This window comes from Streptomyces sp. NPDC007901 (assembly GCF_042959465.1).
Classification (GTDB): Bacteria; Actinomycetota; Actinomycetes; order Streptomycetales; family Streptomycetaceae; genus Streptomyces.
The window spans coordinates 111,540-126,033 of record NZ_JBIBKW010000023.1; the positions used below are offsets into that span (position 1 = coordinate 111,540).

15 protein-coding genes and 4 pseudogenes are annotated in these 14,494 nt (G+C 68.6%); 11 read left to right on the forward strand and 8 right to left on the reverse strand.

Annotation, left to right across the window (positions count from 1 at the left end; all coding sequences use genetic code 11):
• Window positions 1–105 precede the first annotated feature (105 nt).
• Window positions 106–603 (forward strand): winged helix-turn-helix transcriptional regulator, encoded by a 498-nt coding sequence (locus ACFZDK_RS45990; RefSeq protein ID WP_390982500.1) that lies wholly within the window; start codon window positions 106–108, stop codon window positions 601–603.
• A gap of 111 nt (window positions 604–714) precedes the next feature.
• Window positions 715–1,545 (forward strand): LLM class flavin-dependent oxidoreductase, encoded by an 831-nt coding sequence (locus tag ACFZDK_RS45995; protein ID WP_390982503.1) that lies wholly within the window; start codon window positions 715–717, stop codon window positions 1,543–1,545.
• Between the two features lie 118 nt (window positions 1,546–1,663).
• Here ACFZDK_RS45995 and ACFZDK_RS46000 read toward each other — a convergent pair whose 3' ends face one another.
• From ACFZDK_RS46000 to ACFZDK_RS46010, 3 genes are all read right to left on the reverse strand, one after another.
• Entirely contained in the window at window positions 1,664–2,047 is a 384-nt protein-coding gene (locus tag ACFZDK_RS46000; RefSeq protein ID WP_390982506.1) for a hypothetical protein, read from the reverse strand.
• Window positions 2,048–2,118: 71 nt separating this feature from the next.
• A complete protein-coding gene (locus ACFZDK_RS46005; RefSeq protein WP_390982509.1) occupies window positions 2,119–2,613 on the reverse strand; it encodes a MarR family transcriptional regulator in 495 nt (164 codons plus the stop codon).
• Between the two features lie 149 nt (window positions 2,614–2,762).
• The gene (locus ACFZDK_RS46010; protein WP_390982511.1) at window positions 2,763–3,989 is read right to left on the reverse strand and encodes an acyl-CoA dehydrogenase family protein; all 1,227 of its coding nucleotides are present in this window, start codon (window positions 3,987–3,989) and stop codon (window positions 2,763–2,765) included.
• A 63-nt stretch (window positions 3,990–4,052) separates the two neighbouring features.
• Between ACFZDK_RS46010 and ACFZDK_RS46015 the strand changes: the two genes are divergently transcribed.
• The 3 genes from ACFZDK_RS46015 to ACFZDK_RS46025 all read left to right on the forward strand — a co-directional run bounded on the left by ACFZDK_RS46015 (window position 4,053) and on the right by ACFZDK_RS46025 (window position 6,788).
• On the forward strand, window positions 4,053–4,880 hold the full coding sequence (locus ACFZDK_RS46015; protein WP_390982514.1) for an SDR family oxidoreductase: 828 nt from the start codon (window positions 4,053–4,055) through the stop codon (window positions 4,878–4,880).
• A gap of 401 nt (window positions 4,881–5,281) precedes the next feature.
• On the forward strand, window positions 5,282–6,037 hold the full coding sequence (locus ACFZDK_RS46020; protein ID WP_390982516.1) for an SDR family oxidoreductase: 756 nt from the start codon (window positions 5,282–5,284) through the stop codon (window positions 6,035–6,037).
• A gap of 40 nt (window positions 6,038–6,077) precedes the next feature.
• Window positions 6,078–6,788, forward strand: a complete 711-nt coding sequence (locus tag ACFZDK_RS46025; RefSeq protein ID WP_390982519.1) for a TetR/AcrR family transcriptional regulator C-terminal domain-containing protein — start codon at window positions 6,078–6,080, stop codon at window positions 6,786–6,788.
• Between the two features lie 208 nt (window positions 6,789–6,996).
• Here ACFZDK_RS46025 and ACFZDK_RS46030 read toward each other — a convergent pair.
• Window positions 6,997–7,347: pseudogene (locus tag ACFZDK_RS46030) on the reverse strand (alpha/beta hydrolase); the annotation flags it as partial.
• On the opposite strand from ACFZDK_RS46030, the pseudogene ACFZDK_RS46035 reads away from it, so the two are divergent.
• Window positions 7,345–7,551, forward strand: a pseudogene (locus ACFZDK_RS46035) (PaaI family thioesterase); the annotation flags it as partial. The pseudogenes ACFZDK_RS46030 and ACFZDK_RS46035 overlap by 3 nt on opposite strands.
• Before the next feature lie 586 nt (window positions 7,552–8,137).
• On the opposite strand, the pseudogene ACFZDK_RS46040 reads toward ACFZDK_RS46035, so the two are convergent.
• A pseudogene (locus ACFZDK_RS46040) lies at window positions 8,138–9,699 on the reverse strand (AMP-binding protein); the annotation flags it as partial.
• Here ACFZDK_RS46040 and ACFZDK_RS46045 point away from each other — a divergent pair.
• Together ACFZDK_RS46045 and ACFZDK_RS46050 are read left to right on the forward strand one after the other, a co-directional pair.
• Entirely contained in the window at window positions 9,659–10,060 is a 402-nt protein-coding gene (locus ACFZDK_RS46045; RefSeq protein WP_390982606.1) for an alpha/beta fold hydrolase, read from the forward strand. The pseudogene ACFZDK_RS46040 and the gene ACFZDK_RS46045 overlap by 41 nt on opposite strands.
• Window positions 10,061–10,213: 153 nt before the next feature.
• On the forward strand, window positions 10,214–10,687 hold the full coding sequence (locus ACFZDK_RS46050) for a PaaX family transcriptional regulator C-terminal domain-containing protein (protein ID WP_390982522.1): 474 nt from the start codon (window positions 10,214–10,216) through the stop codon (window positions 10,685–10,687).
• Here the strand turns inward: ACFZDK_RS46050 and ACFZDK_RS46055 are convergent.
• The 3 genes and pseudogenes from ACFZDK_RS46055 to ACFZDK_RS46065 all read right to left on the reverse strand — a co-directional run.
• Entirely contained in the window at window positions 10,670–11,026 is a 357-nt protein-coding gene (locus tag ACFZDK_RS46055) for an alpha/beta fold hydrolase (RefSeq protein ID WP_390982525.1), read from the reverse strand. The genes ACFZDK_RS46050 and ACFZDK_RS46055 overlap by 18 nt on opposite strands.
• A 163-nt stretch (window positions 11,027–11,189) precedes the next feature.
• A complete protein-coding gene (locus ACFZDK_RS46060; RefSeq protein WP_390982608.1) occupies window positions 11,190–11,735 on the reverse strand; it encodes a hypothetical protein in 546 nt (181 codons plus the stop codon).
• Between the two features lie 86 nt (window positions 11,736–11,821).
• A pseudogene (locus tag ACFZDK_RS46065) lies at window positions 11,822–12,010 on the reverse strand (hypothetical protein); the annotation flags it as partial.
• A 368-nt stretch (window positions 12,011–12,378) separates the two neighbouring features.
• Between ACFZDK_RS46065 and ACFZDK_RS46070 the strand changes: the two are divergent.
• The 3 genes from ACFZDK_RS46070 to lpdA are packed head-to-tail and all read left to right on the forward strand — an operon-like array spanning window position 12,379 to window position 14,447.
• Window positions 12,379–12,786 carry a DUF4345 family protein gene (locus ACFZDK_RS46070; protein WP_390982528.1) on the forward strand — a complete coding sequence of 136 codons (408 nt, stop codon included), beginning with the start codon at window positions 12,379–12,381 and terminating at the stop codon, window positions 12,784–12,786.
• A 14-nt stretch (window positions 12,787–12,800) separates the two neighbouring features.
• A complete protein-coding gene (locus tag ACFZDK_RS46075; RefSeq protein WP_390982531.1) occupies window positions 12,801–12,986 on the forward strand; it encodes a hypothetical protein in 186 nt (61 codons plus the stop codon).
• Between the two features lie 48 nt (window positions 12,987–13,034).
• On the forward strand, window positions 13,035–14,447 hold the full coding sequence (gene lpdA, locus ACFZDK_RS46080; RefSeq protein ID WP_390982534.1) for a dihydrolipoyl dehydrogenase: 1,413 nt from the start codon (window positions 13,035–13,037) through the stop codon (window positions 14,445–14,447).
• Window positions 14,448–14,494 lie beyond the last annotated feature (47 nt).

The window sequence follows — 14,494 nt, forward strand, 5'->3', positions numbered from 1 at the left end:
GGCGGCAACATAACTTCGTTATTGAGGGAGCACAAGAGTCCGCGCACCGCTCGCGCTCGGCCCATCTGCTGGGTCTCAAGACTGGACGAACCTATGCTGGCCCTCATGAGGCGGACATCCTTTGCGCAGTGGCCCTGCTCGATCGCGCGGACCATGGATCTGCTCGGGGACTGGTGGACACCGTTGGTGCTGCGAGAGGCGTTCTACGGGATCCGGCGGTTCGACGCGTTCCAGGAGTCGCTCGGGATCGCCCGCAACACGCTGACGGACCGGCTGCGCCGGCTGGTGGACGAGGGGCTGCTGGAGAAGGGGCCGTACCAGACGGAGCCGGTTCGCCATGACTACGTGCTCACCGAGAAGGGGCGTGACTTCTACGGTGTGCTGCTCGCGATGAACCGGTGGGGGGACCGCTGGCTGTCCGGTGAGGCGGGCCCGCCGGTGACGATGAGCCACGAGGCGTGCGGGCAGGAGACGCATGCCGAGGTGGTCTGCGCCGCCTGCGGCGAGCCCATGACCGCGGACAACACCCGCCCCCGGATGGGCCCCGGCTACCCACCACATTTGGCCGAACGTCCGGATGTGCGGGAGCGGTTCGCGGGCTGACTCGGCAGTGCCGTGGTGGTCACGTCACCCTTGACAGGTGGGTCTATCTACGCAACTTTACTGGCCAGGAGCTCATGTGGGTGTTCCTGGCGGGCAGGGAGGCTGCGGATCATGGAGTGGACGGGCGCGTGCTACGCGGACAAGCCGACGGTCGAGGTCACCACGTGGATCGCCGCCGCTCCGACGCAGGTGTGGACGCTGGTCTCCGACATCGAGCTGATGCCGCGTATCAGTTCCGAGCTGCAGTCGGTGGAATGGCTGGACGGCGGGAGCGGCCCTGCTCTGGGAGCCCGGTTCGTCGGCCGGAGCAAGCATGACGCGTTGGGGGAGTGGGCCACCACGTCCCACATCGTCGAGTACGAGCCACCGAGGACGCTCTCCTGGGCGGTCGAGGATCCGCAGCACCCCACCGCTCTGTGGCGGTTCACATTGGAGTCGCAGAACGGCGGCACTCTGCTGCGGGAATGGATGCAGATGGGACCCGCCCGCTCCGGCCTGTCGTTCGCCATCGATCGTATGCCGGACAAGGAGCAGAAGATCGTCTTCGTGCGCATGCGGGAGTTCGAAGCCAACATGGCCTTCACCCTCGAAGAAATCAAGAAGCTGGCCTTCAGCCTCGGCGGCATGGGATCGGCGACCACGAACTTCTACAACAACGCCTACAGCCGCCAGGGTTGGGCCGAGGTCGCGGCCGAGGTCCGGACCCGCTGGCAGGCCGGGGACCGGGACGACGCGGCTAACCTGATCACCGACGAGATGGTGCTGGCGACGACGCTGATCGGGACCGAGGACATGGTGCGCGAGCGGCTGCGCGTGTGGCGCGACGTCGGTGTCGACACCGTCCGTTTTTATCCCGCTGGTGAGAGCCTCGACGCCCGACTCGCCACCTTGGGCCGGGCCATCAACCTGGTCCGCGACATCGAGGACGAGGCGGCACAGTAACGACAGGCCATGGGTGCCGAGGTGGGTCGCCATAGGCGGGCGGCGGGCCGATCGCGGGCACCGATGCTGTCGGCCGCCAGGCCCGACATCATCAGGCTGATCACATGGCACGTCCTGGTCAGGGCTTCCTCCCGGCCGCCGAGGCGACGATGATCTGGTTGCCCTCGCACAGGCCGGCCAGCAGCAACCGGGCGACAGTGGCGACGGGAACGTCTGGTTGCAGTTCACCGCGTTCGGCCAGAACGGTCAGCAGCCGTTCGATCGGCGGCTGGGCGACGGTGTCGTTGATGTGCCGGAACTGCTCTCCCAGGACCGAAGGGTCCTGGGCCATCAGCTCTCGGTGCAGGGGGTCGTCGATGGTCCGCCGCAGGAAGGCGTGCGTGAGGTCGGCGACCGCGGTCATGGCGGGCTGGTCCGGCCTTGTCGCACGGATCGCCTCGCATGTCGCGTCGCTCAGGGCGCCGACCTGCTGTAGCAGTTCGGTGTAGAGCTCGGCGAACATCGCCTTCGTGTCCGGGAAGTGGCAGTAGAAGGTGCCCTCGTGCCCCGGACGGTGGAGATCTCCTCCTGCTGTTAAGCCCTTTTCGCGCCGCTCTGCTCTCTGAGAGCGTCGAACATGGCGGTGAGAGCGGGACTCCCGGCGAGGCTGCCCAGCAGGGTGTGGAGCGAGTGCCGTTCAGTGGTGCCCAGGTCGGGGAGGATTTCGGTGTCGAGACCGACGAGTGTGCGGTTGAGGTCGGCCAGGACCTTGCGCCCGTCGTCGGTGATGTCGACGGCGTAGCGGCGCCGGTCCTGGGGATCGCGTGTCCGCTCGGCGTATCCGGCCCGCTCCAGGTCGTCGAGACTTGTCACCATCGTCGCGGGGTCGATGCGCAGGAACGAGCCGAGCGCCAGTTGCGGCATGGCGCCGTTGTCGGCCAGGGCCTGCAGGACGCTGTAGTGGCGCACGCGCAGGCCGGTTCCGCTGAGGCCGTCTTCGGCGATCCTGAAGGCCACCTGTCCGAGTTTGACCAGCAGGCAGATGGTGTGTTCGGCCACTGTCCCCGGTACCAGCGGAGCCTCGGACATCGATTATCCCGCCTATGGTTAGCCCTGCGTATCGTCTGGCTCCATCGTACGAGAAGGCCTGAGGTGGCCGGACCCATGAGGTGACCGGACCGGGGCAGCGATCTCGGTGCGCTGAATCGGGGCTCGAGGGCAGGGAATGCGCGGGGCCGTCAGCCGACGATGGTCCGGCCGAAGATCTGCCGGGCGATGACCCACTTCTGGATCTCGTTGGTGCCCTCGTAGATCTCGCCGATCTTGCTGTCCCGGTAGATCGCCTCGACGGGGCCGGGGCTTCCGTCGGCGCCCAGTTCGCGGGCGAAGCCGAGGCCTCCGAAAGCCTGGACGGCGTCGCGCGCCATGTCCACCGACAGCTTGGTGGCGTAGTACTTCGCCATCGCGGCCTCGGGTTCCGGGGACGGGTTGCCGGCGTCCAGGCGCAGGGCGGCCTTGGTGACGAGGGTGCGGGCGTTGTCGATCTCGGTGGCCCGCTCGGCGAGCAGGAACTGCCAGTGCTGGTTGGCGGCCACCGGCTTGCCGAAGGCGTGCCGCGTCGACAGGTGGGCCACAGTGTGGTCGAAGGCGGCCTGTGCCATGCCGACCCCGGCGGCCGCGATGCCGATCCGGCCATACGTCAGTGTGGACAGTGCGTGGCGCAGCCCCTGTCCCTCGGCGCCGCCGAGGAGGTCGTCGTCGGACAGGTGCACATCCGTGAAGCGGATGTCCGCAGTCAGCTGGCCGCGGTTGCCCATCTTGCGGTCGGCAAGGCCGACGTGAACGCCCGGAAGCGTTGTGTCGACGATGAACATGCTCAGCCGCTCGCCGGTGCGGGCGAGAGCCACCACGAACGCGGCCACGGGCGAGTTGGAGATCCACCGCTTGTGGCCGTTGAGCACCCAGCCGGTCTCGGTGCGTACGGCCTCGGTCCGAACGGCCTGCGGAGACAGGTCGCTGGAGGCGTCCGGCTCGGTGGTGGCGAACGCGCCGACCACCGAGCCCTCCGCGACCTTGGGCAGCCAGCGCTGCTGCTGCTCTTGGGTGCCCTGCCGCAGGGCGTTGCCCGCCAGGATGCAGTGCACGTCGAAGACGGCCGCGACGCTGCTGGAGTAGTAGGCGAGTTCCTCGATCGCCGCGGCGGTGGCGGTCGCCGGGTGGGTCAGACCGTCGCCGCCGACCTCGCCGGGGAAGGGGATCCGGAAGACCCCCGCCGATGCGAGCGCGTCGAACACCTGCCGGGGGAAGCCGTCGGTGCGCTCGTCGCCGTTCGCGATCGCCGCGGCGTGCGGAGCCACTTCTTGCTCCGCGATCCGGCGCACGGCGGCGCGTACGGACCGGGTCTCTTCGGGGGCGAGGAGCTCGTGGTAGAGCCGGTCGCTCTGGCGTGCGGGAGTGGAAGTCATGCGCGGACCATATCATTCGTGTCGCGTATGATTAGTTCCCCAATCGATTGTGGAGGTTCGACCATGACACGGACGCTGGCCGGCAAGACCGTCCTGATGTCGGGAGGCAGTCGCGGCATCGGACTCGCCATCGCCCTGCGTGCGGCCCGCGACGGTGCGAACGTGGTGATGCTCGCCAAGACCGCCGTACCGCACCCGAAGCTCGAAGGCACGGTTCACACCGCGGTCGAGGAGATCGAGCGCGCGGGCGGCAAGGGGCTGGCCGTCGTCGGCGACGTCCGCAACGAGGACGACGTACGCACCGCCGTCAACGCCGCGGTCACTGCCTTCGGCGGCATCGACATCGTGGTGAACAACGCCAGCGCGATCGACCTGTCGTCGACGGAGCAGCTGGAGATGAAGCGGTACGACCTGATGCAGGACATCAACACGCGAGGCACGTTCCTGCTGAGCAAGGCCGCGATCCCGCACCTGCGCGCGGCGGACAACCCGCACATCCTCACCCTCTCGCCGCCGTTGAACCTCGCGCCGCACTGGGTGGGCAAGCATCTCGGCTACACGCTCTCGAAGTACGGGATGAGTCTGTGCACCATCGGGCTCGCCGAGGAACTCGCCGCCGACGGCATCGCCGCCAACTCGCTGTGGCCGCGAACCCTGATCGACACCGCCGCCGTACGCAACGTGGTCGGCGGCGCCGGACAAGCCCGTAGTCCGCAGATCATGGCTGACGCCGCGTACGCCGTCCTCACGCGTGACGCGCGCACGTGCACCGCCAACCTGTTCATCGACGACGAGGTCCTGCTCGACGAAGGCGTCACCGACCTGTCCGTCTACAGCCCTGCCGGATTCGAGGGTGATCTCGCGCTCGACATATTCGTCGACGCTGCCTGACTCCGCTCGGTTTCGAGGCGGGGCGGGCCTCACCCCGCTCGCGCAGCGACGATCCATGCCGCCGGTGTGCAAGGCGTGCGCAACTCGAATGCCATGTCGCGGCCGTCGGTGAGGAGTCGGGAGATGGTGGCCTTCCCGGCCTGGGCGGCCCCGCGCAAATCTCACGGCGCTCATCGGGCTCTGGGCATATCGGCGGGGCGCTAAAACAGCGTCCCGCGGCGTGGATCTCAGGAGCTTCGGTCGCCGGAAGCGGCCCGCTCGCTCGCCACCTTCCCGGCTCAGCAGAACCACCCCGGGCCGCCGATGGTAAGTGGATCGACTTGCCTTAAGCGTGGCGCGGGAGCTACCTTCAATTGGTGAGTCGATCGACTTACCTTACTTCTCGGCGAGGAACAGCGAACATGAATCGTCTTGCGGGCAAGCGCGCCCTCATCACCGGCGGCACGAGCGGCATCGGTCTGGAGACCGCGCAGCGTTTTGTCGCGGAGGGCGCCGACGTGCTGGTCACCGGCGTCACCCCGGCCAGCATCGACAGGGCGCGACAGGTCCTCGGGGACAAGGTGCCCGTCGTGCAGGCCGATGCGCGCGATCTCGATGCGCAGCGCGGCCTGGCCAAGCGGGTGGGTGAGCACTTCGGGGAGCTGGACGTGGTGTTCCTGAACGCCGGGGTCTCGGACTGGCGGCCGTTCGAGGACCACACGGAGGACAGTTTCGACCGGCTCTTCGACATCAACGTCAAGAGCGTCTTCTTTCTCACTCAGGCCCTGGTGCCCGTGCTGGCCAACCCGTGCTCGGTCATCCTCAACGCGTCCAGCAGCGCGCACGGCGGCTACGGGCATTCGAACGCCTATGCCGCGACGAAGGCGGCTGTCGGCTCTCTGATGCGGTCGTGGAACGCGGACCTGCTCAGGTCGCACGGCATCCGGTTCAACGCGGTCAGCCCCGGTCCGGTGGACACCCCGCTGTACGCCAAGCTCGGGATCGAGGACCCCGCGGTGCAGGCGGCGGTGCTGGAGGGGATCAGCGCCGGCATCCCGCTGGGCCGCATGGGTCTGCCGGAGGAGGTCGCGGAGGCCGTCGTGTACCTGGCCTCCGATGCCTCCGCCTTCGCGGTGGGCCAGGACCTTATCCTGGACGGCGGCCAGACCGTCCTCTGACAGCGGGGACGCGGCCGGGAGTAGAGCGAGGTGCGTGGGTATGTCGGTGGCGGGCCGAGCGGAGGCCGGTGGCGATACGTGCCAGGCCGGGTCTGACGCGCAGACCAAAGCCGGGTATCACGCGCAGATCAAAGCGGAGAACCGTGCGCGTATTATCCGCGCCGCCCGCGACCTCTTCCTCGCCCGGGGATACGACAAGACCTCCCTGGCTCAGATCGCCAAGGAGGCCCGCGTCTCCACCGGCACCCTCTTCAAGCGGTACCCCTCCAAGGCCGCGCTGTTCGCGGCCGTCACCTCCGAACAGTGGCAGCTGGATGTGGAGTACGCCGCACCGCCCCCGCCCGGTGATCCCCGGTACGGTCTGGACCACATCGGCCGTGACTACGCCTGCCTGGTCGCGCGGCCGGGCACGGCGGCGCTGTGCCGCCTCATCATCACCGAGCTGCCCCAGATGCCGGAACTCGCCGACATCGTCGGCACCGGCTTCGCCATCGACCGCGGACCCTTCTTCGACCGGCTCCGCGACTACCTGGACGCCGAGGCACAGGCCGGCACACTCGACTTCCGTTCGGCCGACGGACAGCCACAGTCGGCATCCGAAGTCGCCGAACAGTTCCTCGGCATGATCTGCAGCCAGTTCCTGTGGCCCCAACTCGTACGGACCGACTTCGTCCCGCCCAACCCCACCGACGCCGCGATCGTGGACGAAGCCGTCGCCCTCATGCTCAGCCGCTACAGCACCGGATCCTGACCGTCGGACCACCTGTTCACGCTGCCACAACGCCAAGACGTCATCCCTGCCATGACAGCCGCGGGCAGGGGTGACTCGACCGGCAACGAACACGGGCGAGCACGACCGGTCATTCCAGCGACCAACAGCGGCAGTCGGCCGAGCCGGGTCGGCACTCCGCACCGTCGAGTCCGTCGGCCGCGTGCCCCTCGGGCTCCAGCCTGCCCCGTTACTCCGCGAGCAGTCGGCGCAGCCACTCCATCCGGGCCGTCGGGCAGGCCTGGGAAAAGGTTGCCTGGGGGACGAGGCCGTCAAAGCCGTGGAAGCCGCCGGGCCATACGTGGAGCTCGGCGACTCCGCCGGCCTGCCACAGGCGGGTGGCGTAGGTGACGACCTCGTCGCGGAACGTCTCGGCCGAGCCGACGTCGAGGAAGGCCGGTGGCAGCCCGGACAGATCCTCCACGCGGGCCGGGGCGGCGTACGGGGAGACGTCCGGGCCGCCGCGCCGCTCGCCGAGCAACGCGGTCCACCCGGTCTCGTTGGCCGTGCGGTCCCACACGCCGAGGCCCGCCATCGCGTGGCGTACACCTCGCTGGACTTGACGGTGAAGTTCCTGCGGCGGATCACCGTGGACACGGGCACGGTGCGGGCGATCGGCACGGTTGTCAGCCAGAGTCGTCAAACCGCCCTCGCGCAGGCGCAGTTGTTTGACGGGACGGACCGGCCGCTCGCGCATGCCACCAGTAGCTGCATGCTCTTCCCGGTGCCTTCCTCTCAAGGGTGACCCTCAGCGGCAACCGGTGAATCGAGACTTGCCCCACACGCACCGATGCCTCACCCCTCTTCCGCCTCCTCCCCTCTCACTGTTTGACCTGCGCAGGGTGATCTCTGTGCGGCGATGCCGGACTCCCTCGACCGCGGGGGCGCAGGGTCATGCGCGATGTTCGCCGTTGCCCTGGGGGCGATCTCCTGGACGGCAGCAGTTCGTCGTCGAAGGGGTCTGCCGTTTGACGCCGGACGAACGGTGCGAGTCCCAGCGGGCTTCCGCGGGCCCACTGCGGGACCAGGAGCACGGAGTGCGGGCCCGGGGTGGGCTCATGGCCCGCCGACATCGCCGGCCGGACATCGTCGGCGGTGACGCGGAGCCGACAGGGGTTGTCCGGTGGCCCGTACGCGAGCCGGCTCCGAGCCTTCCGGACAGGTGTGTGTCTACCCTGGCGTCGGGTGCCGGGTCCGGACAGCCGTCCGGGGCCGCCTGGGCGGTCCGGCGGAGCGTCGCAGGACTGTCCACCGCGTGCGAGGTGATCGGCACCGACGTCGTCCGTCGGTGTGGAACGTGCTTCTTGTGGCTCATGTCCTGGGGCAGCCGTTCACGGCGTGTGATCGGTGCGGCGGAGGACCGGGCGCAGGGTTTCGATGACGCCGGGGTCGTCCACTGTGGAGGGGATGGGTTCGTCGTGGCCGTCGGCGATGCCGCGCATCGTCTTGCGCAGGATCTTTCCCGAGCGGGTCTTGGGTAGGGCCGGTACGACCGTGACGTCCTTGAGGGAGGCGACGGCGCCGATGCGCTCGCGGACGAGCTGGACGAGTTCGGCCTCGACCTCGCCCGGTTCTCGGTCGCTGCCTGTCTTGAGGACGACGAAGCCGCGCGGCACCTGTCCCTTGAGGGCGTCGGCGACGCCGATGACGGCGCATTCGGCGACGTCGGGGTGGGTGGCGAGGGCCTCTTCCATGCTGCCGGTGGACAGGCGGTGTCCGGCGACGTTGATGACGTCGTCTGTGCGGCCCATGACGAAGACGTAGCCGTCGTCGTCGATGTGGCCGCTGTCGCCGGTGAGGTAGGAGGCGACGTAGCGGTCGTCGTCGTTCCAGAGGGTGGGCAGTGCGCCGGGTGGCAGGGGGAGCTTGACGACGATCGCGCCGTCGACGCCCGCGGGTACGGGCTCGCCCGAGGGGTCGAGGACACGGACGTCCCAGCCCGGGAGCGGGCGGGTGGGGGAGCCGGGTTTGAGGGGAGCGGTTTCGATTCCGACCGGGTTGGCGACGATGGGCCAGCCGGTTTCGGTCTGCCACCAGTGGTCGATGACCGGGATGCCCAGGAGATCGCTTGCCCAGTGGTAGGTCTAGGGGTCGAGGCGCTCGCCGGCGAGGAAGAGGTGACGCAGGCCGGTCAGGTCGTAACCGGCGGTGAGTGCCCCCTGCGGGTCCTCCTTGCGGATGGCCCGGAAGGCGGTGGGCGCGGTGAACATGGTCTTGGCCCGGTGCTCGGCGGCGACGCGCCAGAACTGGCCGGCGTCCGGTGTGCCGACCGGCTTGCCCTCGGACAGGATGGTCGTGGCGCCGGCCAGCAGGGGCGCGTAGACGATGTACGAGTGCCCGACGACCCAGCCGATGTCGGAGCCGGTGAACATGGTCTCGCCGGGGCCCACGTCGTAGACGGCGCCCATCGACCAGTGGAGGGCGACCGCGTAGCCGCCGCAGTCGCGTACGACTCCCTTGGGTTTTCCGGTCGTTCCGGACGTGTAGAGGATGTAGAGGGGATCGGTGGCGGCGACGGAAACGCAGCCGGCCGGGGACGCGGCGGCGATCAGATCCGCCCAGTCGAGATCATCGGGCCCCAACTCGGCCGGTTCCTGCGGGCGTTGCAGGATCACACTCTTCTGCGGCTTGTGGGCAGCGAGTTCGATCGCCCGGTCGAGCAGGGGCTTGTACGCGATGACCCGCTTGCCCTCGATGCCGCAGGACGCGGAGACCACCACCTGGGCTCGGCGTCGTCGATGCGCAGGGCGAGTTCGCGCGGGGCGAAGCCGCCGCAGACGACCGAGTGGACCGCGCCGATCCGTGCACAGGCCAGTATCGCGACCACGGCTTCGGGGACCATCGGCATGTAGATGACGACACGGTCGCCGTGCCCCACGCCGAGCCCCGCCAGAGCGCGGTGGACCTACAACCGCCACGGTCTGACATCCGAAGCGGTCGACGGCTATGTCCGGGCGTTCTCCCATCCGGGTGCCTTGCGCGCGAGTTTCGACGACTACCGCGCCATGGAGCAGGACGTCGCCCTCGACGATATCGACGCCGCCGAGGGCCGTCGTCTCACGCTGCCGGTACTGGCGCTGTGGGGTTCCGTGGGGCTGCCGTCCCGCCTGCCGACGCTGGAGATCTGGCGCGAGTACGCGGACGACGTCACCGGTGCCGAGATCCCGGAGTGCGGCCATTTCATCCCGGAGGAGCAGCCGACAGCGATGCTGGCGCATCTGCGGCCGTTCCTGGCTTACGGAAGGGCCGTTTAGCCCGGGCCTTTCAGGAAGCCTGCCCGCGGTTCATGATCGGAAATGAGGAAGGTGCCTGCCATCTGGGATGATCTGGCTTGCCGAAGGCCCTGACCGTTCGCCATGGAAGGCACCTGCCGAGTGAGGGCTACCGGGTCGCGTCCGAAGATCATCGTGAGTGCTGACGGGCGTGGCGTGGTCGGTCACGCCGGTGCCCGGCTGCTCGCCGACGTCGCCGAAGTGACCGGCCTGACCGCAGCGTGTGGTGATGCCTTGGCCGGGTTGCGGCAGCGCCGCGGTGTGCATGACCCAGGCCGGGTCGCCATATTCGTTAAGGAATGGCGGTGGTTGGCGACGCCCCGGGACGAGCGGGTCCGCGGGGGCGAGGCCTTGGCCGCCAGGCCCCGGCCGATGGACGCGTACCGCCGGTTCCCCGCCCTCGATCCGCAACTACCGCAGCACCTGATGCCCACCGGCTGGCCCCGTGAACAGACCCGGCGCCTGTTCGAGCACGGCTACGACGGGCTGGGTGAGCGCGCCGAAGAGCGGGTTCGCGAGATCCTCACCGCGGCGGGGCTCGACGTGCCCGCCGGCCTCGGGCACCACACCGTCGCGCAGCTGAGCACAGTCTCATGGCAGGCCGAATGACCCACACGGGCGAGAGACGGCTACCCCGAAGGCGGTGTCCGCGGTGGGGAAGACGTGCCGGGTGGGCACGATGTCCAGGACGGCGGCGCGCTTGACCCGGGCGGGGTGATCGAGGCACATCCGGTGCACGACGCGGGCGCCGCGGTCGTGTCCGACCGCGGCGAAGGTGTCGAAGCCGAAGCTCGCCATCACCGCGACCTGGTCCGCGACCATGGCGCGTTTGCTGTACTCGGTATGGTCGGCGCCGACGACCGGTTTCGCGGAGCCGCCGTAGCCGCGCAGATTCGTCAGCACGACGGTGTGGCGCTGCGCCAGGATGGGGGCGATCTGATGCCACATCACTGAGTCTGCGGATAGCCGTGCAGCAGCAGGGCCGGTGGCCCGGTGCCGGCCGTCCGGTGATACGGATCCCGTCGATGTCCACCTCGATCGGTGCGAACCCCGCGAGCAGCTGTGCCATGTCGCCCACTCCCACCTCGGTCGGGTGCGCCGCGCACGCGGCCTACCCCACGCTCCGCAATTTCACTGCTCTCACGCCGCGGTCGACGTCACGGTTCGCCCCTGCGTGCGACGCCATGACCGACCTGGCACCAGCCCGGGGCGGTGGCGGTGCCCACCGCCAGGCTCCGGTGCCGGGCGAAACGCGGACGCCCCTGCTCCGGCCGGCGCCCTGTCGCCGGTCTTCAGTGCCGAGCAGGGTGAGGGCGCTCTGGATGCCCTGTTCCAGGACGACGTCCGCGAGTTGCTGGTCCACCAGGGCACGGGAGAGTTGCAGCGTCCCCACCATCAAGGCGTAGACGCTGAACGCCTGCACGCGCGCCGACCGCGGGTCGTGCGGCACTACTCGGGCGGCGGCGTCGTCGATGACGGGGAGCACCTCGTCGGTGTACGCGCGTCTGGTCGCGTCCGCGCAGCGGGCGATCTCGTCGAGCAGGGAGGCCGACGGGCAGCCGTGTTCAGGGCTGTCGCGGTGCCGTACCGAGAGATGGGCACGCAGGATCTCCTCGACCCCGCATGGCCGGGCGCCTCCGCCCCCGGCGTCTCGCACTGCTCGCGGAGCTGGTCGGCGACCGCGGAAGCGACCAGGTCGTCCTTGGAGTCGAAATGGGGGTAGAACGCGCCGTTGGTCAGTCCCGTATCCGCCATGAGTGCGGCGGTCCCCGAACCGTCGATGCCGTCGGCCTTGAGCTGGCGGCCGGCTGCCTCGATGATCCGCCGCCGCGTCGCCTGCTTGCGGTCTCGTCCGTATCGCACCCGCACATTCCTGCACTCGTCCGACCGGCGGCTGGTCGCCGCCTCCGAGCACATTGAACGTACGATCATAATTTAATTTCTCCCGACCCATTACCCACGCCCTCTCGAGCTTATGGTAGTATGATCGTAATATAAATGATCGGGGGGCCGACATTGACAGCGACACGGCTGGTGGCCCTCGTGGCGGGTGCGTCCCCGGGCATCAGTGTGCTGCGCCGCATCGTGCCGACCCGGTATCCCGTTCTGGTCGCGAACGCCGGGGGCGACCGCATGCTTCCCACACGAGCATCGTTCGACCTCGCGCATCGCCTGCCGAACGCCTCACTTCGGATCTGCCCCGATGCCGGCCCTGGCGGCGTGTTCCCACACCAGGAGCAATTCGTGCCACATGTTCTGGAGCTTCTTCGATGAGCTCCCAAACCGGAGGTATCAGAAAGATGAGCCTGAAGAAGATGGTTCTTGGTTCCGCGGGCCTCGGGATCGCCGTGATCGGGTTGATCTATCTCCTGGCTCCCCACCTCTTGCTCGACGTCTACGGGGTCGACATCCAGTCGCCATCGGAGGCGAACATTTTCAGGAGCGGTTCTGGGTCACTGTTCGTAGCCGTGGCGATCTTGTTCTGTCTGGGAGCCTCCAGTCCGCGGTACACCAGGACTTCGCTCATCACGCTGTTCACCTTCATGAGCGGCCTGGCTGTGGGCCGCGTGGTCAGCATCGTGGTGGATGGGTGGCCCCATGCGCTGCTGATCGCCGTTCTTGTCGTCGAGGCTTCCTACGCCGGCGCTGCGGCCTATGTGTTGCGGGCGGAGGACTCCTCCCCGCAGTCGAGGGAGACCGCCGCCTGACAGTCAACGCCCCCGTGCGGCAGGGCGCACGACAACAGCTGGCCGGGCATAGATCACCGCTGCGTGGTGCTGAAGCTGACGTCGGGAAGCCGCCGTTCGAGATGGTGGACCATACGGTCGCCTCCACCGTTTCCCTGCTGCGGGAGGTGGCGGATGCCGCCGCCGGCGTGTTGATGAACAGATCGTTCGATCGGGAGTGAGTCCGCCCTTCGCGGGGGTGGCCCGCCCCAGTGGAAAGGAAGCCGTCCATGGACGAGCAGGGTGAGCGCTTCGATGTCGTCGTACTCGGTGCGGGTCCCGGCGGATATGTCGCCGCCATCAGGGCCGCCCAACTGGGCAAGCGCGTCGCGGTCGTCGAGGAGAAGTACTGGGGCGGCGTCTGCCTGAACGTCGGCTGCATCCCCACCAAGGCCCTGCTGCGCAACGCCGAGCTCGCACACATCTTCACGCGCGAGGCGAAGACCTTCGGCATCAAGGTCGACGGTGAGGTCTCCTTCGACTACGGGGAGGCCTTCCGCCGCAGCCGGAAGGTCGCCGACGGCCGGGTCAAGGGCGTCCACTACCTGATGAAGAAAAACAAGATCACGGAAATCAGCGGCCGGGGCACGTTCCTCGACCCGCACACGCTCCAGGTGGCCGACTACGACGGCAACACCCGCACCATCGGCTTCGACCACTGCATCATCGCCGCCGGGGCGACTCCCAGGCTGTTGCCCGGCACCCGCCGTACCTCGCGCGTGGTGACGTTCGAGGAGCAGATCCTGGCTGAGGACCTGCCGCAGTCCATCGTCATCGCGGGCGCCGGGGCCATCGGCGTCGAATTCGCCTACGTCCTGCACAACTACGGCGTGAAGGTCACCGTCGTCGAGTTCCTGGACCGGATCGCCCCGCTGGAGGACGCCGAGGTTTCCGCCGAACTCGCCAAGCAGTACCGGAAGTTGGGCATCGACGTTCTGACCTCGACCCGGGTCGAGTCGATCGACGAGTCGGGCGCACAGGTCCGCGTCACGGTCACCGGCAAGGACGGAGCCCAGCAGGTCCTGGAGGCAGACAAGGTCCTGCAGGCGATCGGCTTCGCGCCGAACGTCACCGGTTACGGTCTGGAGAAAACGGGCGTGCGGGTCACCGAGCGTGGCGCGATCGACGTCGACGGCCGCTGCCGCACGTCGGTCCCGCACATCTACGCCATCGGCGACGTCACCGCAAAGCTGATGCTCGCGCACGCCGCCGAGGCGATGGGCGTCATCGCCGCCGAGACCCTCGCTGACGCGGAGACCATGGAGCTGGACTACGTGATGATCCCGCGGTCCACCTTCTGCCAGCCGCAGATCGCCAGCTTCGGCTACACCGAGGCGCAGGCGAGGGAGAAGGGCTTCGACGTCCAGGTCGCCAAGTTCCCGTTCACCGCGAACGCCAAGGCCCACGGCCTGGGCGACGCGACCGGCTTCGTGAAGCTGATCAGCGACGCCAGGTACGGCGAGCTCCTCGGAGCCCATCTCATCGGCCCCGACGTCACGGAACTCCTGCCCGAGCTGACCCTGGCCCAGCAGTGGGACCTCACGGTCCACGAGGTCGCCCGCAACGTTCACGCCCACCCCACCCTGGGCGAAGCGGTGAAGGAAGCCGTCCACGGCCTCGCTGGCCACATGATCAACATGTAGCAGGGCGCTCGGCGCAGCGGCAACAGGGCCCGTGGCTGCTCGGATCG